The 22,374-nt window shown below is 63.5% G+C and carries 24 protein-coding genes; 6 read left to right on the top strand and 18 right to left on the bottom strand.

Going from position 1 to position 22,374, the window contains the following annotated elements:
• Positions 1-79 precede the first annotated feature (79 nt).
• On the bottom strand, positions 80-1,474 hold the full coding sequence (locus tag ACKFRX_RS09705) for a YeeE/YedE thiosulfate transporter family protein (RefSeq protein WP_408927754.1): 1,395 nt from the start codon (positions 1,472-1,474) through the stop codon (positions 80-82).
• A 173-nt stretch (positions 1,475-1,647) separates the two neighbouring features.
• Between ACKFRX_RS09705 and ACKFRX_RS09710 the strand changes: the two genes are divergently transcribed.
• Positions 1,648-2,028 carry a hypothetical protein gene (locus ACKFRX_RS09710; protein ID WP_023020971.1) on the top strand — a complete coding sequence of 127 codons (381 nt, stop codon included), beginning with the start codon at positions 1,648-1,650 and terminating at the stop codon, positions 2,026-2,028.
• Between the two features lie 24 nt (positions 2,029-2,052).
• On the opposite strand, the gene ACKFRX_RS09715 is transcribed toward ACKFRX_RS09710, so the two are convergent.
• The 6 genes from ACKFRX_RS09715 to ACKFRX_RS09740 form a co-directional block, all read right to left on the bottom strand.
• On the bottom strand, positions 2,053-2,706 hold the full coding sequence (locus ACKFRX_RS09715; RefSeq protein WP_005326390.1) for a response regulator transcription factor: 654 nt from the start codon (positions 2,704-2,706) through the stop codon (positions 2,053-2,055).
• Entirely contained in the window at positions 2,703-3,914 is a 1,212-nt protein-coding gene (locus ACKFRX_RS09720; protein WP_408927755.1) for a sensor histidine kinase, read from the bottom strand. Before ACKFRX_RS09720 ends, ACKFRX_RS09715 begins: the two co-directional genes overlap by 4 nt.
• Positions 3,915-3,981: 67 nt before the next feature.
• Complete coding sequence (locus ACKFRX_RS09725; RefSeq protein WP_408927756.1) at positions 3,982-4,647, bottom strand: response regulator; 666 nt, start codon at positions 4,645-4,647, stop codon at positions 3,982-3,984.
• Positions 4,644-5,255 carry a hypothetical protein gene (locus ACKFRX_RS09730; RefSeq protein ID WP_005326387.1) on the bottom strand — a complete coding sequence of 204 codons (612 nt, stop codon included), beginning with the start codon at positions 5,253-5,255 and terminating at the stop codon, positions 4,644-4,646. The genes ACKFRX_RS09725 and ACKFRX_RS09730 overlap by 4 nt, the downstream gene beginning before the upstream one ends.
• Complete coding sequence (locus ACKFRX_RS09735; RefSeq protein ID WP_408927757.1) at positions 5,252-6,499, bottom strand: sensor histidine kinase; 1,248 nt, start codon at positions 6,497-6,499, stop codon at positions 5,252-5,254. The genes ACKFRX_RS09730 and ACKFRX_RS09735 overlap by 4 nt, the downstream gene beginning before the upstream one ends.
• Before the next feature lie 42 nt (positions 6,500-6,541).
• Positions 6,542-7,918, bottom strand: coding sequence for a M20 family metallopeptidase (locus ACKFRX_RS09740; protein ID WP_005326385.1), 1,377 nt, complete (start codon positions 7,916-7,918; stop codon positions 6,542-6,544).
• Positions 7,919-8,075: 157 nt separating this feature from the next.
• Between ACKFRX_RS09740 and ACKFRX_RS09745 the strand changes: the two genes are divergently transcribed.
• Positions 8,076-9,065: an HNH endonuclease signature motif containing protein gene (locus ACKFRX_RS09745; protein WP_408927758.1), complete on the top strand. Its 990-nt coding sequence runs from the start codon at positions 8,076-8,078 to the stop codon at positions 9,063-9,065.
• Between the two features lie 166 nt (positions 9,066-9,231).
• Here ACKFRX_RS09745 and lepA read toward each other — a convergent pair whose 3' ends face one another.
• On the bottom strand, positions 9,232-11,082 hold the full coding sequence (lepA, locus tag ACKFRX_RS09750) for a translation elongation factor 4 (protein WP_005324118.1): 1,851 nt from the start codon (positions 11,080-11,082) through the stop codon (positions 9,232-9,234).
• Positions 11,083-11,100: 18 nt separating this feature from the next.
• On the opposite strand from lepA, the gene ACKFRX_RS09755 reads away from it, so the two are divergent.
• Positions 11,101-11,637: a type II toxin-antitoxin system PemK/MazF family toxin gene (locus tag ACKFRX_RS09755; protein WP_179386861.1), complete on the top strand. Its 537-nt coding sequence runs from the start codon at positions 11,101-11,103 to the stop codon at positions 11,635-11,637.
• Positions 11,638-11,863: 226 nt separating this feature from the next.
• Positions 11,864-12,127 (top strand): 30S ribosomal protein S20, encoded by a 264-nt coding sequence (rpsT, locus tag ACKFRX_RS09760; protein WP_005324114.1) that lies wholly within the window; start codon positions 11,864-11,866, stop codon positions 12,125-12,127.
• A 118-nt stretch (positions 12,128-12,245) separates the two neighbouring features.
• On the opposite strand, the gene ACKFRX_RS09765 is transcribed toward rpsT, so the two are convergent.
• Positions 12,246-12,824, bottom strand: a complete 579-nt coding sequence (locus ACKFRX_RS09765; protein ID WP_150851156.1) for a TetR/AcrR family transcriptional regulator — start codon at positions 12,822-12,824, stop codon at positions 12,246-12,248.
• A gap of 333 nt (positions 12,825-13,157) precedes the next feature.
• On the opposite strand from ACKFRX_RS09765, the gene ACKFRX_RS09770 reads away from it, so the two are divergent.
• Positions 13,158-14,000 carry a DNA adenine methylase gene (locus ACKFRX_RS09770; RefSeq protein WP_408927759.1) on the top strand — a complete coding sequence of 281 codons (843 nt, stop codon included), beginning with the start codon at positions 13,158-13,160 and terminating at the stop codon, positions 13,998-14,000.
• Entirely contained in the window at positions 13,993-15,324 is a 1,332-nt protein-coding gene (locus tag ACKFRX_RS09775; protein ID WP_408923354.1) for a type II restriction enzyme, read from the top strand. The genes ACKFRX_RS09770 and ACKFRX_RS09775 overlap by 8 nt, the downstream gene beginning before the upstream one ends.
• Here the strand turns inward: ACKFRX_RS09775 and ACKFRX_RS09780 are convergent.
• The 9 genes from ACKFRX_RS09780 to nadD all read right to left on the bottom strand — a co-directional run bounded on the left by ACKFRX_RS09780 (position 15,321) and on the right by nadD (position 22,354).
• Positions 15,321-15,968: a LysE family translocator gene (locus ACKFRX_RS09780; protein ID WP_204611193.1), complete on the bottom strand. Its 648-nt coding sequence runs from the start codon at positions 15,966-15,968 to the stop codon at positions 15,321-15,323. The two genes, ACKFRX_RS09775 and ACKFRX_RS09780, sit on opposite strands and share 4 nt — an antisense overlap.
• Entirely contained in the window at positions 15,965-16,354 is a 390-nt protein-coding gene (locus ACKFRX_RS09785) for an ankyrin repeat domain-containing protein (protein ID WP_250409412.1), read from the bottom strand. The genes ACKFRX_RS09780 and ACKFRX_RS09785 overlap by 4 nt, the downstream gene beginning before the upstream one ends.
• A gap of 10 nt (positions 16,355-16,364) precedes the next feature.
• Positions 16,365-17,342 (bottom strand): DNA polymerase III subunit delta, encoded by a 978-nt coding sequence (holA, locus tag ACKFRX_RS09790; protein WP_239273947.1) that lies wholly within the window; start codon positions 17,340-17,342, stop codon positions 16,365-16,367.
• 1 nt (position 17,343) lies between these two features.
• Positions 17,344-18,756 carry a ComEC/Rec2 family competence protein gene (locus ACKFRX_RS09795; protein WP_408919687.1) on the bottom strand — a complete coding sequence of 471 codons (1,413 nt, stop codon included), beginning with the start codon at positions 18,754-18,756 and terminating at the stop codon, positions 17,344-17,346.
• Between the two features lie 18 nt (positions 18,757-18,774).
• The gene (locus tag ACKFRX_RS09800; RefSeq protein WP_408927760.1) at positions 18,775-19,467 is read right to left on the bottom strand and encodes a helix-hairpin-helix domain-containing protein; all 693 of its coding nucleotides are present in this window, start codon (positions 19,465-19,467) and stop codon (positions 18,775-18,777) included.
• A 99-nt stretch (positions 19,468-19,566) separates the two neighbouring features.
• Positions 19,567-20,442 (bottom strand): DegV family protein, encoded by an 876-nt coding sequence (locus tag ACKFRX_RS09805; protein WP_408927761.1) that lies wholly within the window; start codon positions 20,440-20,442, stop codon positions 19,567-19,569.
• A complete protein-coding gene (locus tag ACKFRX_RS09810) occupies positions 20,442-21,140 on the bottom strand; it encodes a histidine phosphatase family protein (protein ID WP_150850877.1) in 699 nt (232 codons plus the stop codon). The genes ACKFRX_RS09805 and ACKFRX_RS09810 overlap by 1 nt, the downstream gene beginning before the upstream one ends.
• Positions 21,141-21,146: 6 nt before the next feature.
• Positions 21,147-21,590: a ribosome silencing factor gene (gene rsfS / locus ACKFRX_RS09815; protein WP_250410221.1), complete on the bottom strand. Its 444-nt coding sequence runs from the start codon at positions 21,588-21,590 to the stop codon at positions 21,147-21,149.
• Positions 21,591-21,736: 146 nt separating this feature from the next.
• Positions 21,737-22,354: a nicotinate-nucleotide adenylyltransferase gene (gene nadD / locus ACKFRX_RS09820; RefSeq protein WP_005329234.1), complete on the bottom strand. Its 618-nt coding sequence runs from the start codon at positions 22,352-22,354 to the stop codon at positions 21,737-21,739.
• Positions 22,355-22,374: the final 20 nt, after the last annotated feature.

Genomic DNA, 22,374 nt, shown 5'->3' on the forward strand with positions numbered 1-22,374 from the left:
ACTTCTTTCAAACCACAAAGGAGGCACAAGAATCACGCTCGATTCTTCTGCCTCCACATAGTAGCTGACAATGATGTAATTATCCGCCCTTGACCACCGTGACCTGCCAGCCAGCATCCCCCGAGCGATGGAAATCACGAATCTCGTGGCCCTCATCGGCCGCCCACTGCGGAATGGATTCGGTGGCCTGGGTGCAGTCAAAATCAATAACCAGCGCCTCGCCCGGCTCCAGCTCCGCCATGACCTGCTTGGCCTCAATCAGCGGGAACGGGCACACCGCGCCAAGGGTATCGAGCGCATAGCGCCCGCCGCCCAGCGCGCGGGCCTTGTTCTTCGCCTCAGGCTTGGTCTTGAGCGCTACCGACCCGGTGGCAGTGGCGAAGCTCGGCAGCACCTTATCCTCGGCGGAAGCCACCTTGTTATCCACGGATTCCTCGGTGGAGTAGGTCTGCGGCTGCTGTGGCTCACGGCTCTGCGCATTCTTCGGCTTGAGCCACAGGCGCGCGCCCGCGCCGACGCCCAGGGCCATAAAGAACAGCGATACCCAGCCCTGGAAGCTAAACAGGGAGGTCTCCACCATGCCATTGCCCACGGTGCAGCCGCCGGCCAGCGACGCGCCTACGCCCATCATGATGCCGCCCCAAATAGCGCGGGTCGCGGTCTGCGCATCGGGCACGCGCACGCGGAACTCACCGGCGGACTTGGCGGCGATAAACGCGCCTACCAACAGGCCGATGACCAGCAGGGTGCCCCAGTTCATGCGCGCGGAATCACCTGTGGCTGCCCAACGCACGATGTCCGCGGTCGGTGTGGTGATGCCGAGGCCGCCGTTGCGGCCGGATTCAGCAGAGAGCACGAAACCCACCGTGCCAATGATGCCAACGAGCACGGCCGCGACGTTCATATTCAGCGGCTTAGCGTACCACGACTGACCCAGGTCCACCTTGGGGCGGCCGGAGTCTTTGGCGCGATAGTGGCGCCACAGCAGGAAGGTCACGACCCACAGGACCGCCACCAGGATCCACGGTGAGATGTGCAGCGCGCCGTGGATGGTGGTGACCGGGAGGCTCCACTGCTTGAACCAGTCATTGGCACCGGACAGCGGGCCGGACTTCATGGCCGCGGCCGAAAGCCCATAAAACAGCAGCGCAATCCACGAGCCGACCAAGCCCTCGGCCGAGCGGTACCACGTGCCGGAGGCGCAACCGCCGGACAAGATAATGCCGAGGCCAAAGATGAAGCCGCCCACGATGACGGCTACCGGCTTGAAATCGCTAATCTCCGGCGAAAGCACGCCCGCGCCAGTCAACAGCGTCAGGCCAAAAGCATGCACCGAAATCAAAATGAGCAGGGCGGTAAAGCCGCGCCAGGTCTTATTGAGGAAAATATCGCGCAGCATGCCGGTCACGCAGAAGCGCCCGCGCTGCAGCACGGCACCGAAGACGATGCCGGTGAGAAGTCCGGTAATACTCACACTGTCTCCTTGCATCGAGTCAAGGGTTTCAGACTACGCCCTCTAAGACAGAATTGTCTATAATTGACGTACAACCCGGTTTTAAGGTGGCAGATTTCCGCGTTTCCGTCGGCCTTCCCTATGCCACCTCAGGCGCCCCAGCCGCTCCGGGCACAATTAAGGAGAATTAACCTATGGGAATCCCAGACGACGTTGTCCTCGATGGTTATACCCTCATTGAGCAACACGCAATCGACCACGAGTTCCTGCTGCGCGGCTCTCCGCTGGGCACCGAAACTCCCCTCCTATTCGCCCTGACCATTGCGGGCGTACTGCTGGTTGCGGCGAGCTTCTTCCTCCGCGGAGGCAGCCGCGTCGCCGCCGGCTTGGTGGGCGCCATCCTGGCGCTAACCAAGCTGTGGTGGATGCCCTTCGCGCTATGGCAGCAGTTCGATGACGGCCAAGTATTCGGCTACACGCTCAAGTACTTCCCGCAGTACTGGCCGGTGGCGTCCCTTATCGTCGGCGTCATCGCGCTGGTGGGCCTAGCCTCCGCCATTTTCCGCCGGCCTTAGTTGCCCAGGCCAGCCCAGCCACGCCTAACCGCCGAGAACCGCAATCGCGATGTGCACCCGGTTGGTGCCATCGATCTTGGCCAGGATGTGCTTCATGTGCGTCTTGACCGTGGTCAGCGAGATGAAAAGCTGCTCGGCAATCTCGGCGTTGCTCAGTCCTTGGGCCACCAGCTGGGCGATTTCATTTTCGCGCTCGCTCAGCTCGGCCAGCCCGCTGGGCTGAATCATCTCTTGTTCCGGCTGCGGCGGCGTGGCCGCCAGCCCCACCAGGTTTTCTAGCACCTTCGGGCTGAGCTGTTGCTGGCCTTGGGCCGCCGCTCTTACCGACGCCACCAGCGCCTCCGGCGCCGTCGTCTTCAACAAAAAGCCCACGGCACCTGCGCGCAGGGCGTGCAGGATGAATTCGTCGGTATCAAAGGCGGTAAGCATCACCACCGGGATATCCCGTGCGCCGGCCAGCGAATGCAGCTGCGCCGTCGCCTCGATGCCGTCCATGACCGGCATGCGAATATCCATCAACACCACGTCCGGCTCCTCGGCCAGGATGAGCTCGACTCCCTCCTTGCCGTTTCCGGCCTCACCGATGACGCTGATGCCCGGCGCGCCTTCCAAGATCATGCGCAGGCCGTGGCGCAGCAGCGGCTCATCATCGACGAGCACCACCCGAATTTCACTCACTGTACTTCCTTCCTGGGCAGGCGCAGAGTCCACGAGAACCTATCTTCCTCATCGTTTACCTGCAGCGATCCGCCCACCACACTAGCGCGCTCGCGCATGCCGACGATCCCGTACCCGCCACTGTTCCCACTCCCCTTTTCTTTGGCCTGGGCGGTGGGGTTGGACATGGTGATTAAGAGGGCGTCGGCAAGCGCGGCGATGGTGATGGTGACCGGCTCGCCCGGCGCGTGCTTGCGGGCGTTGGTCAAGCCCTCCTGCACCGCGCGGTTGAGCGCGTGGCCGGCCATGGTGCTAAGCTCCGCCAGCGACTGCGGCCCCGCGCCCCGCTGGTAGCGCACCTCCACGTACATGCCTGCCCGGCGGGAACGCTCCACCAGCGATTCCACGCCCTCGCGCGGATCGATGCGCCCCTCGCTGCGCAGCGAGTGCAACGCCTCGCGCAGATCCCCCACGGCGGCTTCGGCTTCATCGCGAATCGTGCGCGCGGACTTCCGCGTCTCTTCCGGATCTAGGTCTTTGCGGTAGGCCAACCCGCCGGCGTAGACCGCAATCATGCTCAGCCGATGCGAGAGTGTATCGTGCATATCCCGCGCGATCCGGTCGCGCTCTTCCTGCCGCGCAAAATTCTCCCGCGTGGCCATTTCCTCGTGCGTGAGCTCCGCCTGCGCCTGCAGCGCAATCGTGCGCTCCTTCTGGTTCGAGCGAACCAACCCGACGACTAAAACCACTACTGCTGGGAGGATGATGGCAATGAAAAATCCCAGCTTCCCGGGAGCATTAAGCCCTTCGCTTCGAGATAGATCGAGAGTGACCAGCTTCGAGGCCACCATGGCCGCACATACCGTCGCCATCCACAACCGGCTGCGGCGCGAGGCCACAGAAAACGCCGCTATAAATACCGAGGGGCGGGGCTCAGCAATCGTCACCGTCGCCGAAATAATGGTTGCGGCTACCAACGCGCTGCGCGGGCCGGGCTGGGTGCTACGCGGGTCACGCTCCCGCGCAGCATGGCGGAGAGCAAAGGGCAATAAGATCCACGTTCCGATCGTCGCCGCGAAAAAAATAAACAGCCTTTCGGGCGATCCGTCGCTCTCGCTAAACCGGACGGAAAAGACGGCAAAATCGCCTATCACTGCCACCGCCGCAATGATGAGCTTCTGCCACAGCGGGCGCTGCAGCATCGCGTCGGATTTTCGGAATAACTTCATAACGCGCACCAGTTTAAGCCGGCCCGCCGCCCGCGCGGTATCCCCCGCAGGGAGGATTCTCTGCGCCCTAGCCGCGGGCTTCTAAGACCATGATCGCAATATGCACGCGGCTGGTGCCGCTGATCTTTTTCAAAATATGCTGCATATGCGACTTCACCGTCGCCATGGACACCACCAGTTGGTCGGCGATGTCTTGATTATTCAAGCCCTGGGCCACCAGCTCGGCGATTTCGCGCTCGCGGGAGCTAAGCCTACCTAGGTGGTTGCGAGCGGTGCGGGTGTGGTGCGAATGGGCGTCGTCAAGCGCGGGCCCCTGCATGCTTACCAGCTTGTCGACGACCTGCGGGCTCAACAACGGCTGCCCCGCCGCGGCCGCACGCACAGCCGCCATGAGCGATTCCGGCGGCGTCGACTTCAGCAGGAACCCAGCCGCCCCGGCACGCAGAGCCCGCAGGATGAAGGAATCGGTATCGAAGGCCGTGAGCATGATGATCGGCACTGCGTGAACGGACAGAATCTTCTCCACGGCCGCGATGCCATCCATGACCGGCATGCGAATATCCATCAGCACCACATCGGGCTGCGCGTCGAGCACCGTAGCCACCGCGTCCCGGCCATTGCTCGCCTCGGCCACGACCTCGATATCGGGCGCGTTGGATAGCAGCAGACGCAGGCCGCTGCGGACAAGTTCCTCGTCATCAACGAGCACTACGCGCAGGGCATCGGCCATCATGCTCCCTTTCCTACTGGTTGATTCCACCGCGCGCGCCACAACTGCGATGCGACGGGCGTATAAGCCACAGTAACCGCTACCACTGCCGCCAGCGCTACGGGCACGATTCCCGCGTGGCCCGCCACTACGCCATTGAGGAACGAGGGCACGAGAATATCGTTTAGCTTTTCGAAGAATTTGGGGAAAAATTCGATGACTAGTGTGGCCGCGATGAATGTCAGCGCAGCCTGCAGGAGCAACGTCCATAGGCTTACCCGATGCAGCCGCTTATCGACGTCCGGCTTCCCCACCGCCGCAAACAGCACCCTCGCGCCTTGCCCGCGAAACTCCGGCACGACATAACCGCGGCGCTCCACCAGCTCGATGCGGTCTGCGTCTTTGGGCGCGTTATCGTCGCTGTGCCCGCGCAGGAATTCCAGGCTATAGGCCGAGTCATCGGTATCGGTATAGCTGAGCTTGCGCGAGGTTCCGTTGACGGTGGAGATAAAAAGACTGCGCTTAAAGTCTAAGTACTTTCCCGTCCACCCCTCGCGGGCCGTGGTTTCTTCTAGGTCGATGCGCATGAGCCCGTATTCGGGATGGCGCAGTTGCCAGCTCATCTCGCTCATCGTGTGGCCTCCTTGTGCGCTAGCGGTAGCTGGATACTCCATCCGAATTCCTCGCCTCCCTTTCCTTCTGGGATTTCCTGGTTAGCCACGATGCTCATGCGCCCGCCGGAAAGCTCCACACGCTCGCGCAGTCCCACTAGACCGTAGCCACCTGTGGTGTCCGCGCCATTGCCCGTGTCGGTTCCTGCCTTCCCGCGCGGCACCGGGTTTCGCATCTCGATGTCTACCGCGCCGGCCACCTCGCGCACCGTGATACTTACCGGCTGACCGGGCGCGTGCTTGCGGGCGTTCGTCAAGCCTTCTTGTACTGCACGGTGCACGGCGTGTTGCGCCATCGTGGATAGTCCGGCGAAAACGTCCGGGTCGGTACCGTTCGCGTAGGCCACCGTTACCTCTGCGCCGGCCTCCCGTGCGCTCGCGACCAGCTCCTCGACACCGGTGCGCGGGTCCTGGGAAAGGTCTTCGCGCAAGGCGCTTAAGACGGTGCGCAAATCTTCCACCGCGTTTTGGGCTTCAGCGCGGATGGTGCGCGCAGCCTCCGTAAACTCCTCCGGCACACCCTCGCGCGGATAGCTCAGCGCTCCCGCATGAATAGCCACAAGGCTCAACCGATGCGAAAGCGAATCGTGCATATCCCGCGCGATGCTTTCGCGCTCCTCTCGCCGCGCATGTTCCACCTTGGCGCGCATCTCTTCGCGGTTCATCCGGGCTTGCTGTTCCACCCGCCACCGCTTTTCGCGCTGGTTGCCGCGCTTTTGGCCTACCAGCAAGCCCGCGACCATCACGACCACGACGAAGATGGCCCCAACCCATCCGATCTCGTCCCAACTTAGGTACGGGTTAAAGCTAGTATCTATCGCAAACGCCAGTACAAAGCATGCCACCGCGACCACCGAGCGCGTGGTCGAGCGCCGCGAGACCATGGAAATAAAAGCCACAACTCCGCTGACCGCGCCGAAATAGGAACTAGACCCCAGCAGTACGATGCAACCGGCGATGAAGCTGCGGGTGGAGCCGGCATAGTCGACGTCGGAAAGCTCGCGCGGCTGGTGCTCCAACGCAAAGGGCAGGGCGATAATGCCCAGCACTCCCACCGCAAACCCGGTGCAGATATAGGGCCCGTACTCCTCAAATGTCGGCGAGTACTCCTCGATATCGAGGTTCATCAGCACCACGCCGACGAGCCAATTCGCCACCGCGCAGGCGGCAACAATGCCCGCCGTACTCCACTTCGTTCTGACCATGGTCTCAAGCTTAAGCCCGCGGCCATAGTCCCTAGGGATGATTTATTTCTGCACCCCGGCCGCATCGCGCATGGCCTTCGTCTGCGCGGACGGATGCTCGTTCTCGGTAGCCAGGCGCTCAAACGCCACGGCCGCCAGCGCGGCAGCCTGCATGCCGAGTACGGAATCATCAAAGCGCATCATTGGCGAGTGATTCCACTCGCGCTGATTTTCGGGCTTTTCCGGATTGGCCGTGCCCATCCACATAAACGTGCCCGGCACCTGGGAGAGGACGTAGCCGAAGTCCTCGGAGGCCATCATCGGGGCGTCGAAAGGCTGGACGTTCTCGGCGCCAAACATCTGGCCCCACAAGGTGGCGGCGAATTGGTTCTCGCGCGCATTGGTCTTGGTGGTCGGGTACAAAATCTCGAAATCCACCTGCGCGGTGCAGCGGTGCGAGGCAGCGACGGAGCTGGAGACCTCCGTAATCATCTGCCGCACGGCGTCGATCTTTTCATCGCGCAGCACGCGCACCGTCGCGCCCAAAGCCGCGCGCTCCGGGATGGCGTTATACGCGCCGTCGCCCGCCCACAGGTTGGTCACGGTAATCACGATGGGCTCCAGCGCATCAAAACGGCGGGTCAGCGCGGTCTGCAGCGACATCTGAATCTCCGCCAGCGCCGCCACCGGGTCGATGGCATCGTGCGGGCGGGAACCGTGCCCGCCCTTGCCCAACACCGTGATGGTCAGGTTGGAGGAGCTGGCCATCATCGGGCCTGGCACATAGTGGAAGGTGCCGCGATCCTGCGGGCCGACGTGCAGGCCGTAGGCGGCAATGGGGCGTCGGCCAGCGGCGTCGAGCACGCCCTCCTCAATCATCGGCAGCGCGCCGCCCGGGCCTTCCTCGCCGGGCTGGAACATGAAGGTGACATCGCCGTGCAACTCCTCGCGGTGCTCGCACAGAATCCGCGCCGCGCCCACCAGGCCGGCGGTGTGCAAGTCGTGGCCGCAGGCGTGCATGTACCCATTCGTCGACGCGAACGGGCTGCCGGTCTGCTCGCGCACCTCCAAGGCGTCCATGTCCGCGCGCAAAAGCACCGACACCGGCCGCTCGCCGCGCTGGCCGCCGCGCAGCACAGCCACCACCGAGCTCAAATCCTGGCCCACGTGTATCTCCAGCGGCAGGCCCTCCAGCGCTTCTAGGACCTTCTTCTGCGTGCGCGGTAGGTCCAGGCCGATTTCCGGGTTGCGGTGCAGGTCGCGGCGGAAATTCTGCAGCTCCTCGAGCATGCCCTCGCCCATTTCCTGGAATACCTCGGTGGCTACCCGCTCACCAATGCGCGCCCGCGTCACCGGCAGGGGCGGCAGCTGCTGGGCCTGGCGCGGGGCGGCCAGGCGGCCGGGGTTGGTGGGGCGAATTCGCTTGGTCGGGTCAGTCATGGGGAGCTCCTTTTCTCGCTTTCCTATTCGAGGGTACCGCAGGTTATCCACAGGGCGCCCGGCGGGTTCGGGGTTGGTGTGACGGGTGGGGCGAGTTATCCACAGGCGGGCGCGCGTGAGCTACCGCGGGCTTGCGGGGTGTCTTAGGCTCACCGGCATGACCCGCTTGCAGGACTACGCCCGCCAACTTGCCTCGCCGATGGAGCTTCTCGGCGAGGTCTCTGGCGCGCGCGAGGCCGACCTGCGGCGGCTGGGGCTTCCCCGGCAGGAGGTCCGGAGCCTGCTTGCGCTTGCCGACGTCTATTTTGGCCCCACTCCCTTCACCCGCCGGCAGCGCTCGTGCCGGGCAACCAAGCATTGCTTGGCGACGTTGAAGATCATCGAAAAGTACGTCTCGCGCACGAAATCCAAGCGGGATGCGTGGGCGCTGCGCGCTGAATTGTGCGCGACCGACCAGGACGTGGAGCGGCTCGCGCGCACGCGGTTGAAGGAGCTGTATCCGCGAAAGCAGCCGGAGAAGGGTGTGCGGATGACGCGGCGCAAGGGCGGCCCGTCGACGCTTTCGATTACCGGCGATTCCGATTTCATTGCTGACCTGCATGCCAGCATCAATGAGGAAAAGCCGCTTGATTCCGTAGAGAATATCTTCTTCCGCGGTGGGGCTACGGCGCGGCCTACTGCCACGACGAATATCATCATCCAGCTCGATGAATTGGATGAAATCTTAAGCGGTGGAGGCGAGGAAATCACGCTGCGGCTGACCAATGGTGCCGAAATCAGCGGCGCGAAGCTGGTGGAAAAGCGCTTGGCCGAATGCGGGCTCGTCACCCTCGTTCATCCTTATGAGGGAGCGGTAAACCTGTATCGCACCTCGCGGCATGCCTCGGAAAAGCAGCGGCTGATGGCGGGCGCGGAAAACCCCACCTGCCCGTGGGCCGAGTGCAACTATCCGGCGGATAAGTGCCAAATCCACCACCTGCAGGCGTGGAAACACGGCGGCGAGACCAATATGGCGAACCTCAGCGTGGCGTGCCCGTATCACAACGGCGTCAACGACGACGATCCGCACGCTCCGCCGGTGCGCGGCCGCCTTGAACGGCGGCAGGGCCGAATAGTCTGGGTCCCGCCCTGGGCCTATTCGACCTAACTACTCACCTAAAGCCCCGGCCGTACCGCCTATCCCGGCCGCAGAAAACCGACCGCGAAATATCAACCGCACGGGCCGGGCGCGCGGGCCGGGCGCGGAAGCCGGCAGCTAAAGACCTCGCAACCACGGCGTGGCTGCGAGGTGGGTTCGGCATGCGTGGGGTGGATTAATCGTCGGCGTCGGTAGACAGCGCGGCCACGAAGGCTTCCTGTGGCACCGAGACGGAGCCCAGCGTCTTCATGCGCTTCTTACCGGCCTTCTGCTTCTCCAGCAGCTTGCGCTTACGGGAGATATCGCCGCCGTAGCACTTAGCCAGCACGTCCTTGCGCATTGCGCGGATGTTTTCGCGGGCGATGATCTTCGAGCCGATGGCTGCCTGGACGGGCACCTCGAACTGCTGGCGCGGGATGAGCTCCTTGAGCTTCTTGGTCATCTTATTGCCGTACCACTGGGCGGAATCGCGGTGGACGATGGCGGAGAAGGCATCGACCGGGTCGCCATTGAGTAGGATATCGACCTTTACCAAGTCCGCGAGCTGCTCGCCGGCCTCTTCATAGTTCAGCGAGGCGTAGCCCTTGGTGCGGGACTTGAGCATATCGAAGAAGTCGAAGATGATTTCGCCGAGCGGCATGGTGTAGCGCAGCTCCACGCGGTCCTCGGAAAGGTAATCCATGCCGCCCATCTGGCCGCGCTTGGACTGACACAGCTCCATGGTGGGGCCGACGAATTGCTCGGGCACGATGACGGTCATCTTCACCACGGGCTCATAGACCTCGTTAAGCTTTCCTTCCGGCCAGTCAGACGGGTTATGGACCCACTTTTCCTCGCCGTCTTCAGCCACCACGCGGTAGGTCACCGAAGGCGCGGTGGAAATCAGGTCGAGGCCGAACTCGCGCTCCAAGCGGTCGCGGGTAATTTCCATATGCAACAAACCCAAGAAGCCGCAGCGGAAACCAAAGCCGAGGGCGACGGAGGTTTCGGGCTCGAAGGTTAAGGAGGCGTCGTTAAGCTGCAGCTTTTCCAGGGCATCGCGCAGGTCCGGGAAATCGGCCTGGGAAATGGGGAAAAGGCCGGAGTAGACCATCGGGTCCGGGTCCTTGTAGCCCTTGAGTGGGGTTTCGGCGCCACCGTTGGACCAGGTGACGGTATCGCCCACCTTGGTCTCGCGGACGTCCTTTACGCCGGTGATGAGGTAGCCCACCTCGCCAGGTCCCAAGCCTTCGCACTTTTGCATCGTGGGCGAGACGATGCCGATTTCCAGCAGCTCATGGTTGGCGTTGGTCGACATCATGGTGACCTTCTGGCGCGGGGTGAGCTTGCCGTCCACCATGCGGATATAGGTCACCACGCCGCGGTAGGTGTCATAGACCGAGTCAAAAATCATGGCGCGGGCCGGCGCATCGGCGTCGAACTCAGAAGACGGAGGCGGAACTAGCTCGCAGACTTTGTCCAGCAGCTCGACGACGCCCTCGCCGGTCTTGCCCGACACGCGCAGCACCTCTTCCGGCTCGCAGCCGATGATATTGGCGATTTCCAGCGCGTATTTTTCCGGGTCGGCGGCCGGCAGGTCGATTTTATTGAGGACCGGGATGATTTCCAGGTCGTTTTCCATCGCCAGGTAGAGGTTGGCGAGGGTTTGGGCTTCGATGCCCTGGGCGGCGTCGACAAGCAGGATAGCGCCCTCACACGCCTCGAGCGCGCGGGAGACCTCGTAGGTAAAGTCCACGTGGCCGGGGGTATCGATCATCTGCATGACAATCTGCTCCCCCTGCGCGGTGCCGGACTGGGGCACCCACGGCAGGCGCACGTTCTGCGCCTTAATGGTGATGCCGCGCTCGCGCTCGATGTCCATATTATCGAGGAACTGGTCACGCATATCGCGCTCCGCAACCACCTTGGATAGCTGCAGGATGCGGTCCGCCAGCGTCGACTTGCCGTGGTCGATGTGAGCAATAATGCAGAAGTTTCGGATTCGGGCGGGATCCGTAAACGTCGTGGCCGCAAAGTTTTCAGACATACGTCTACAATAGTCGACATGAAAAGCGCCATGCTCACCCGTCTGCGCCAAGCGCTGGGAATCAGCGAGCGCGAGCCCATAGACACCGGCCTGAGCCGCATTAATTCCCGGTTGGGGCTGGATAGGTCGGATGAGTTCCACGAGCCACGCAAGGCCGCCGATATCCGGGTAGAGGCCACCGCCTCCCACCCCCGCTCCATATTTTTCTCCCCCGATATGGACGGCCAGGCCGATTCCGGCGAGGTGGTCTGGGTGTGGGTGCCGGCCGAGGGTAAGCAGGCGCCACCGCGCGAGCGCGCCATTTTGGTCGTCGGCCGCACCCGCACCACGGTAATGGGCTTGCTTATCTCCCCCAATCCAAAGCATGCGCTTGACGACGCCTGGCTGGAAATCGGTTCCGGCGAGTGGGACGAGTCCGGGTGCGATTGCTGGGTGCGCCTCGACCGCCTGCTCGAGGTATCCGAGGAGCAGGTGCGCCGGCAAGGCACGCTTTTTCCGGAACGCAGGTTCGAACGAATCGCGAATAGGTTGCGGGCGCGCTACCACTGGGCCTAGCCGCCGCGCGGCCGGCGGCCACGGGGAGAGTTTTGGCAGGTCGGGTTCGGTACTGCTATTGTGTGTTGGTTACTTACTTGCCGGGCGCGTTGGTCGGGGCGGGCAGGACCTTGGGTTCGCTCTTCGAATACCAGCGCCGAGCGCGCCAGTAATTGCTGGCCGCGGGAGTAGTCCGAGTAGGTCGGTTTCTACGTCAATCACTTTCGATTACTAAGAGGTATTTTTCATGGCAAATATCAAGTCCAAGCAGAAGCGCGTTATCACCAACGAGAAGGCACGTCAGCGTAACAAGTCCGTTCGCTCCGCCGTCCGTACCGAGATCCGCAAGTTCCGCGAGACCGTTGCCGCTGGCGACAAGGCTGCTGCTGAGAAGCAGCTGCGCGTGGCATCCCGCGCCCTGGACAAGTCCGTGTCCAAGGGTGTCTTCCACCGCAACACCGCAGCCAACAAGAAGTCCGGCATGGCTTCCGCGTTCAACAAGATGGACTAAGAGCCATTGCACAGATTATCCCCCGGTCGCGCTCTACGGAGCGCGCCCGGGGGATTTTCTTAGCTTATTTTGGGCGGCGGAACCGGCAGGCAGGGCCGGTGAGACTTAGGCGGGGCGCTTAGGCCAGTTCGTCGTTGAAGTAGTCTTCGAAGATGGCGCCGGCGTTGTGGAAGGCGTCGGCAAGCGAAGTGCCGCCACGGGTTTCCACAAAGGTCTCATAGGCGGTCAGCAACTGGGTGTAGATAATGTTGACGGTCGGCGTGAGGCGCGGATCGGAGGACTTCCAACCCTCACGGGCCTGTACCGCCTGGCGGACGCGCTGAATGATGCGGCTATTGCGCTGGCAGTACAGGGCACGCAGCTTCGTATCCTTAGCCAGCGCCTGGGCCGTGAGCTGAGAGATTTCGGGGAAGAACTCATTGCCTACGGCACGGTTAAACTCGGCCATGGCCATGATTTCGGAATCTTCGCGCAGGCTTCCGGTGGGCAGGCCGGCAGCGAAATTCTGGAACTGGTTCTCCACTTCCTCTGACATTTCGGGGCCTAAAACTGCCGATTCTTTGTCTTTTATGTGATTAAAGAGGGTACGGCGGGAAACGCCTACCTCGCGTGCGAGTTCCTCCATGGTGAACCCGTCATAACCTCTCTCGATGACGAGGTTGAGCGCAGCGACTCGGATTTTTGATATACGCGGCATAAATGCCCCTTTCTGTCCCGACGCCCTTTAAGCTTCAGTATCTTTTCTTTCTCCCTAAGGAATTGTGAGGAAATTCTATTTTGCCTACAAACTAAGGGATTTTGGGGCGATTTTATTACCTTATATTCGGTCAGGGAAACCACCATGCGCTTCGCGGGAATTCCCCGCCTGCGCGGCGGCGAGTTTGCGCCCGTCATGACACTTTTTGAGAAAACTGTGACGTTAGACAACCAGGGCGCCAAGCCCGAGCGGCCGGCCCCACATTTTATCCGATCGCGCGTTCGAAAGACCGATGGTGCTTGTGTCCGGTGGGACGGCTAAGATGAGTCAACGATGAAAAACGTTAAGCCACTGGTGAAATGGGCGGGCGGGAAGCGCCAGCTCTTGCCGCATATCCACGCCGCCCTGCCGGCGGAGGCCCCGCGGCGATTTTATGAACCCTTCATTGGTGGCGGTGCGGTGCTTTTCTCTCTCGAACCGGCCAGCGCACGGGTCAACGATCTCAATGGTGAGCTCATCAACCTCTATGAGGTGGTGCGCGGCGGCGTCGATGAGCTCATTGAGGAACTCGCGGGCTACCCCAATGAGGCAGAGTTTTTCTATGCGCTGCGCGCAGTGGACCGGGATGCCCACAAGTTTGCCGCCCTCTCCCCCGTCGAGCGCGCGGCACGAACGTTGTATCTCAACCGCACCTGCTATAACGGCCTGTACCGCGTGAACGCGGCCGGTCAGTTTAATGCCCCGTTTGGGCGCTATAAGAATCCCACCATCTGCGATGAGGACACGCTGGGCGCGGTGCACCGCTATTTTGCGGAAAATGATGTGACCTTCTCGCAGGGCGATTTCGCCGCGGCGGTAGCAGAGGCGCGCGAAGGAGATTTTGTCTACTTTGACCCGCCCTATGACCCGGTGAACGTGACGAGTTCGTTTACCGGCTACCAAAAGGGCGGCTTTGACCGTGCGGAGCAAGAGCGCCTCAAAGAGGTCTGCGATGACTTGGATAGGCGCGGGGTGAAGTTCCTGTTGTCTAATTCGGCCACCGAGTTCATCCGCGAGCTCTATGCGGACTATGAAGTAGGCATCGTGGGCGCGACGCGGGCGATTAACTCCGTTGGCTCGAAACGCGGCAAGGTCGACGAGGTCCTGGTGCGCAACTACGAGGTCCGCGGTGACTAGCGGGCCGGAAGCGCGGGAGCTGCGGGCGCGCTTTGGTGTGCCGGAGTCGGTGAAGCTCGGCGTCAATGACTGGGGGTGGCTGCGCATCCTGGCGGCGGGATACGACGCGGAGCTGGAGCGGCGCGGGTATTTCTATATCGGCGCGCGGGAGCTAGAACGGCTTTCGGGCCGGCAGCCGCGGCTGATGGCCAAGCATGATTTTTCTACGTCGCGGCCGTGGATCTTTCAGCGCCTCCAGCTGGGAATCGTACCGGTCAGCCGCAGCGAATACCTGGTGGGCCGGTTCAACCTCTACGAACGGTTTCCAGAAACGCAGCGCGGCGAGGTACGCACGCTGGAGTTGCCCGCGGGGCTGGACACCCTCTCGTTGGAGGGGGTGAGCTCGGAGGCGGTGGCGTTAAATGGGGCGTCGGCAAGCGGGATGCTAGAGGACTTCCTGGGCTGCGGGCCATTGCAGGCGACGGTGGCCGGGCGCATGTCCACGCGCGGGCTTAAGGTGCGGCTGCCGGACTTGGGCGTGGATGTGGCGGTGGACCGCGCGCAGATGGAGATCGACGGCGGCTTCGAATCGCTCGAGCACCTGGTGCTGGTGGAGGCGAAGAACCACCTTTCGGACGATTTCAATATCCGGCAGCTATATTTTCCGTATCGCCGGTTCCAGCAGCGCCTGGCCAAGGATGTCGTGCCGGTTTACCTGGTGTATTCCAATGGTATTTTCCACCTGTACCGCTATGAATTTCGGGACCCGGCGGATTTTCGCAGCATTGCGCTGGTTGATAGTGCCCGCTACGCGCTGTCCGCCTCGACCCTGGACGCGCAGGCGGCGCTCGACATTGTGCGGGCGGTGGAGCCCGATCCCGAGCCGGCCGTGCCCTTCCCCCAGGCCAATAGCTTTGAGCGGGTGGTCAACCTGCTGGAGCTCATCGCCCTGCAGCCGCTAAGCAAGGCGGAGATTACCCAGCGCTATGATTTCGACCCGCGCCAGGCGGATTATTATGCCAACGCCGCGCGCTACCTGGGCCTGGCGGAGCCGGTGGAGGAAGCGTGGGAGCCGACGGAGCACGGGCGGCGGGTTATCGAGCAACCGCAGCGCGACGCCCGGAATGCGGCGCTCATACGGGCGCTGGCGGCGCGGCGGGTTTTCCGCGAGGTGCTGGAGCTCAGCTTGGCCCGCGGCGCGGTGGCTAGCACCGCGGAGATTTGCGCGGCCATGGAGGGGCTGGGGCTCAGCTTGGCGACGTCCCGGCGGCGCGCCTCCACCGTCGCCCGCTGGACCCAGTGGGTGCTGGACACGGTGGCAGAGGGCACGCCGCGCCTGTTTTAGGCCAGCAGGTTCTGCCCGCCGGAGATGATGAGGACGATGCCGGCGATGATGAAGAAGAGGCCAGAGCCGATGTCGATCCACGGGCCGGCAGCGATGAGTTTGCGGCGCACCGCGTTGGTGGAAATTACCGTGGCGACGACGAGGAAGAAGAGGAAGGCCGACAGCGAGAGCGAAAGTGTCAGCGCAATGGCCAACCAGATGGGTGGGCTAGCCGGAAGCAGCGGGGCGATCATCGCGGCGAGGAAGAGCACGATTTTCGGGTTGGACATATTCGTGGCCAGGCCGACCTTGAAGGCGGTGCGCAGGCGGCCGAGCTGGGCAGCGGCGTCTTCTAAGTCCACGGGCGGGTTGGCGCGCTGGGCGATGCCGCTGCGCAGCGCGCGCGTTCCCATAAACACTAGGAAGCAGCCGCCGATGGCTTGGACCGCGCCGAGGATTTCCGGGAAGGCGGTCAGCAGCGCGGCGGCGCCAAAGACGGTGGCGGCGCACCAAAAGAGCACGCCGATCTGGATGCCAGCGGCCGCGGCGATGGCGTGGCGGCGCGAGCGGGTGGCGTAGCGGGTTACCAAAATGATGTCCGGCCCCGGCGAGGCGACGCCCACCAGGTTCATCAGCAAGAGGGTGAAAAAGGATGTCCAGGTCACTCCCCCGCCTCGCTTTCGAGGCGCGGGACGAGGTCCTCGTGGCCGAACAGGCGGGCGGAATCCAGCGCGGAGGGCTGGCCGGCGGTGGGGTCGGCGTGGGCGGAAAGGAGGGCGTCGACAACCGCGTCTTCCTTCTTGAAGATGGCACCGGCCAGCGGGGACTGGCCGCGATCATTGAGCAGGTTGACGTCCGCGCCGGCGCGGGCAAGTGCGGTAACCAGCTCGGCGTGGCCGTGATAGGCGGCGAGCATGATAAAGGACTGGCCTTCGTGGTTAACGAGGTCGATATTTACGCCGTGGTCGATATAGGCGAGGAGGTCCAGGTTGCCCTCGCGCGCCATGTCGAAGAGTCGACCGGCGAATTCTTGCACTTGCGTCTCAGACATGGTTTCTAGCTTATCGCGCCAGTTCCGCGACGCGTTTGACGGCCGCCTCTATGGCGAATTCGGGCTCACCGCCTTGGCCTTTGACGGCGGCATCGAGCTCGGAGACAAGGATGACGGCCTTGGTGACATTATCGGCGGACCAGCGGCGGGCCACGGGCTGGGTCATTTTGACCACGTAGGGCGCCAGGCCGGTTTGGCTCGCCAGCGAGTATTGGTCCCCGCGCGCGGAGTAGAGGCGGGCGACGGCGCCGACCTTATTGGCCAACGCGGCGGCAATCGCCACGGGGCTCGCGCCCAGCTGGAGGGCGCGGCGGCAGGTGGATACGGCGGCTTCGACGCGGCCGGCGACGGCGGCGTCGGCAATGTCCCAATTGGCCACCTCGGCCACGCCGACGTAGTAGTTTTGCACCGCTTCGCGGGTAACGTTGCCGCCGGTATCGGAGACCAACTGAGAGATGGCCGAAGCCAGCTCGCGCAGGTCAGAGCCCACGCCCTCGAGCACGGCGTGGATAACGTCCGGGGTGGGGCGCACGCCGTGGCTGGAAAATTCGCGGGTGGCCCACTGGCCCAGCTCATTGGGGTAGAGCGAGAAGACCTCGTGGACCTCAGCAATCTTGCGCAGCTTGGCCACGAGCTCGGGCTGCTTCTTCTTTTTCTTCAGCGTCTTGGCCGTCACGGAGTAGATGATGACCATGGTCATGCCCGGCGCGGGGTTGGCGCAGGCGCGCAGGATGATATCGACTACTTCTTTGCCGGCGCGCTCGCAGTCGCTGATGACGATGACGCGGTTATCGCCAAAGAGCGACGGGCTGGTGGCCTCGAGGATTTCGCCTTCAGAGACCTCGGAGGCCTTGAGCTTCGTCAGCTCGGGCCGAGCACCGGTGGGGCCGCTCTCCTCGGCCGCGGCGCGCTGGATGTGCAGGCGGGCGCGCTCGGTGAGGAATTCATCGTCGCCGAGGATGAGGTGTACTGGAGGCATGCCCGCCATTCTAGCCTGCGGCCAGGCCGAGCCAGGCGATGCCCGCCAGCGTCAGCGCCAAGGTGAGCCACGGGCGGTGATAGAGGAGGCCGGCGATGATCCAGGCGTAGGCAAGCAGCGTAAAAAGCGGGTTGGCGGGGATGGTGACTACGGGCAGGTGGGCCACGCCGTGGGCGATGGTATTAATCCACCACGAGAAGGGCTCAATGAGGCGCAGCAAGCCCGCGCCCAGCACGTCGAGCGGGCCGAGCTGGGCAAAGATGGCGGCGATAAGCCCCACGATGGTAATCGGCACGGTGGCGGGCTCGACCAGGATATTGGCCAGCACGGAGACCACGGAGACCTCACCGGACATGAGCGCCACCAGCGGCAGGGTGACGATATCGGCGGCGATAGCCACGGCAACCGCGCGCAGGAAGATGGCGGGCCAGCCGGTCACGGCCAAGTGCTTATAGATGAGCGGGCTCAGCGCCACGATGCCGAGCGTCGCCGCGCAGGATAGGGCGAAGCCAAAGTGCACGGCGAGGTCAGAATCCACAAAAAGCAGCGCGATGATACCGAGGCTTAGCGCATGGATGGGCTCCATGCGCGTGGAATTGAGCACGGCGAGCAGCCCCACTACCCCGGCGACGGCCGCGCGCTGGACGGAGGGTTCGAAGCCCACAAGCAGAACATAGGTGGCCAGCGCGCACAGGGAGGCGGCCACGCGGGCGCGGGGCCCGAGCGCGAAGGCAGCGCAGACCACGGCCGCGGCGGAGCAGACTATGGCCACATTGGCGCCGGATACAGCACTCAAGTGGGAGAGCCCGGTGGCGATATACAGGTCACGCTCGGCGGTATCTTGCAGCGCGGTATCGCCGAGTACCATGCCGGGGATAAGGCCCTGGCTGGAAGGACCGACGGTATCGAGTACCAGCGCGCGGAAATTCTCGGCCACCTCGGCCGCCCAGCCGGCCAGGCCTTCGGGTTCGGCGGTTACCTGCACGTCGGTGGCATTGGCGCTAAGCTTTCCGACGCCCGCCCTATCCGACTCCCCTACCCTTACCCTGGCCGTAACCTCGGCGCCAGCGGCCGCTGGGACTGGTTCTGGGCTAAAGACCGGCAGCTGGGTCGGGTATCCCGGAACCTTGAGCTTGAGCAGCCAGCCGCCCGTACTGGTCTGCGTTGGTGCAGTGACAAGGCGCCCGGTGACTTCGCTGCCGAGGTCGAAGGCGGCGGCGCGAGCCTGGCGCACCGCGGCGACGAGCGCCGCACCCCCAGCGACCGCCCCGCAAAAGAGCGCTTGGCCCCATTGACGGGCAATGAGGCACAGCGCGACGACGACCGCGATGAGTGCGATGGCCCAGCCGCGGCCGGCGAGCAGCACGGCGATGACGGCCAGCCAAGCGGTGGCCGCGCCGGGGACGAGCCGCAGTTCTCGCATCGCACGCTCGAGCTCGGGTTAGAGCTGGACCTGGTCTTTGAGCTGCGCCAGCTTCGCCGGGCCGATGCCGGAGACCTCGAGGAGCTCTTCTACATCCTTGAAACCGCCGTGCTCCTCGCGGTAAGCCACGATGGCCTGCGCGGTCACCTCGCCGACGCCCTTGAGTTCGGTGAGCTCCTCGGCGGTGGCGCTATTAAGGCTCACGCCGCTGCCGCTAGCGCTGCCGCCGGGGCTGCTGGAGTCGTCGCCGGCGGGGGCGGGTTCGCCGGGTGCGGGAGCTGGGGCGGCGCCGGAGGGCAGGATGTGGAGCTGTTGACCGTCGGAAAGCCGCTGGGCATGGTTGAGGGCCATGGTCTCGGCGCCTGGTAGCGGCTGGGCGGCATCGAGGGCATCGGCCACACGCGCGCCGGGCTCGAGTGTTTTCAGGCCGGGCTCTGCTACCTCGCCGATGACCGAGACAATGATTTCGCTGGGTTCCTCGCTAGGGGCCTCGCTTAATGCTGCAGGCTCGGGCATGCCGGAAGATTCTTCGGATCGCGCATTGATGCCGAGCCAGACCACCACGCCGATAACGAGAATGACCGCCACGGCGCAGGCCTGCCAGGGGCTGATGCGCAGTCGCGGGCGCGGGTAATCGACGGCGAGGAGTTCTTCCTCGCCGGTGGGTTGGGTAAATTCGCGGAGTCGTTCGCTGATCTTGGGTGCCGCCATGGCGCTGAGGCTAAGCGCAGGCGCACACTAGTGAAAGGTCGGGCGAAGGCGGGCAGTGGATAACTTGTTGTGGACGTCAACAAACCCGGCGCGCTGGGCCTAGTTATCCACAGATCGGCGCGGCGGGAAGGCGCGGGGTCGACCACGTGTGTGAGAATGCACCGGTTCGGCGGGTGGTTCGGAGCTAAACACGGCGGAGACGCCGATGGCGGAGGGGCCGGCGTGGACAGAGAGGACGTCGTTAAGCGGAGTGCAGATGAAGGACGAGCCCTGCGGCAGCGCCGCTTCAAGGAGCGCCTCCAGCTTGGCAGCCGCGTCTTCGGCCTGGTTGTGCTGAATGGCGACGAAGGCCGGCTCGCCGTCCGCGCGGGAGGCGATGAGGTCCACCAGCTTGGTAAAGGCCTTGGTCTGGGTGCGGGTCTTGCCCACCAGCTCCAGCTTGCCGCGGGTAATCGACATAATCGGCTTGGTAGCCAAAAGCGCCGTAGAAAGCACTGCCGTGGCCGGGGATAGGCGGCCGGATCGGCGCAGGTCCTCCGTGGAGTGCAGGTAGACCCAGGTGGCCGCGCGTTTAAGGGTATCGATGGCCGCGGCATAGCACTCATCCAGGCTGGCGCCGTGGGAGGCGAGCTTGGCGGCGGACATGGCGGCCGCGCCCATGGCCATGCCGGCCGAACCGGAGTCAATAACCCGCACCGTGTGCGGAAAGACGCCGGAGGCGGACACCGCCGCGGAATAGGTGGAAGATAGCTCTTTGGACAGGTGAATAGCCACCACGCCGTCATCCTGGGCGCGCTCCATTTCGCGGCCGTAGGCGGCGGCCAGCTCCAGCGCGCTCAGCCCCGAGGTGGAGCGCTCCAGGCCATCCTTGCCGTGGCTTTCCATAAGGTGCAGGTCAATGATGGTGATGGATAGCTGCTCCGCCAGCTCAGGCGGCAGGCCCGCGGAGGAATCCGTAATGACGCGAACCGCCACTAGATATCCGCCCCGCCGTCCCCGGTGACCTCGCCGCCCATATTCCAGCCGTCGAAATACCACTGGGCGCTGCCCACATTGTCTGGGGTGAACTCCAAGGAGGACAGCGGGGTTTCCGGGTTGAAATCAGGGCGGGCCGTCAGCTGTGACCAGTGCGTATTCTTCAGGCCGGAAAGGATTCCGTACTGCGCATGGTCCAGGCCCAGCAGGTGGCAGGTCAGCGCCGAGATAGCGCCGCCATGGGCCACGATGAGGACGGGGCCGTGGTCCCAGCCGGCGAAGTCTGCCATGAGCTCATCGATGACGGGGCGGGCGCGCTCGGCCACATCCACGCGGGATTCGCCCTGCGGCGGCGCCCAGGTGGGGTCGTGGCGCCAGATGGCGCGCGCGCCTGGGAACTCGGCATCTACTTCGGCGGAGGTTCTTCCCTGCCACTGGCCTAGGTGCGTCTCGCGCAGGCGGGCATCCGTGGTGAATTCCACGCCGAGGGCCTCGGCGACCACGCGCGCAGTTTCGCGCGCGCGGAGGAGGTCGGAGGCGACGATTTTAGACACGCCCTGATCCTGCAGCAGGCGCCCGGCGGCGCGGGCCTGCTCATAGCCCAGCTCGGACAGCTCGGTGTCCAAGTGGCCCTGCATGCGGCCGGTGGCGTTATAGGTAGTTTGTCCGTGGCGGATCAGGATCAGGCGGCGGCTCATGCGGGCTTAAAGCTCCTCGTCCTCACCAGGGACCTTATCGGCCAGGGGGAGCTCGTCGATGGAATCAACTTCGCGCGGGTTGACGCCATGGGTCCATTCGCCCGGGCGCTCTGGGGCCTCGATGCCCTCGATCTCCAGTGCTGGGCAATCGTGGTACAAGCGGTCTAGGCCGTAGAACTCGCGCTGGTCATTGCGCTGAACGTGGACGACGATATTGCCATAATCCAGTAGCACCCAACGGTTCTCGCGGTTGCCTTCGCGGCGCTGCGGCTCGAAGCCTTGCTTGGTCATTTCGTCTTCGACTTCATCCACGATGGAGCCGACCTGACGCTCGTTGTCTGCAGAAGCGAGCACGAAGACCTCGGTGATAGCGAGGACATCGGAGACATCAATGGCCGCGATATTGGTGGCCAGCTTTTCTTGCGCGGCGTGGGCCGCGGTTTCTGCCATGCGGCGGGCGAGATCAGAAGTAGACAATGTGTAAAAATTCCCTTTTCGCGTCTGAGTATTTTCGGTATGAACTATCTCTATTGAGAGTCTATTCTTGCACGTTTAGCAGGCCCGTGCCCAAAATCTTGGGAAGGCCGCGGAAGTTTCTACAGGGGCTTATCTGGGTTGGGCCCATAGAGATTGTTCTTGGTGATGTACTGCACCACCCCATCCGGAACGAGGTACCACACGGGCTGCCCCTGCCCGGCGCGTTCGCGGCACGCCGTGGAGGAAATGGCCATGGCGGGAATGTCGATAAGATCGATGGCCTCTTGCGCATCGGCAGGTAGCATATCGGCGCTCAATTCATAGCCGGGGCGGGTCACGCCCACAAAGTGCGCCATCTCCAGCATCTCTTCCCAGTTATGCCAGCTCATGATGGAAGCCAGCGAGTCGGCCCCGGTGATGAAGTAGAACTCCGCTTCTGGGAAGAGTTCCCGCAAATCCCGCAGCGTATCGATGGTATAGGTAGGCCCCTCGCGGTCAATATCCACGCGGGAGACGGTAAAGCGCGGGTTGGATGCGGTAGCCACCATCGTCATCAAATAACGGTGCTCGGCCGCGGTGACGTCGCGGTGGGACTTTTGCCAAGGCTGCCCGGTGGGCACGAAGACGACGGTATCGAGGGCAAAGCGGTGGGCGGCCTCACTGGCCGCTACCAAGTGACCATTGTGGATGGGATCAAAGGTGCCACCCATGATGCCGATGCGCTGTGGGCTAGTCATGGGTGGTGATTATAGTCGCA

This window comes from Corynebacterium tuberculostearicum (assembly GCF_046097465.1).
Taxonomy (GTDB): domain Bacteria; phylum Actinomycetota; class Actinomycetes; order Mycobacteriales; family Mycobacteriaceae; genus Corynebacterium; species Corynebacterium tuberculostearicum_I.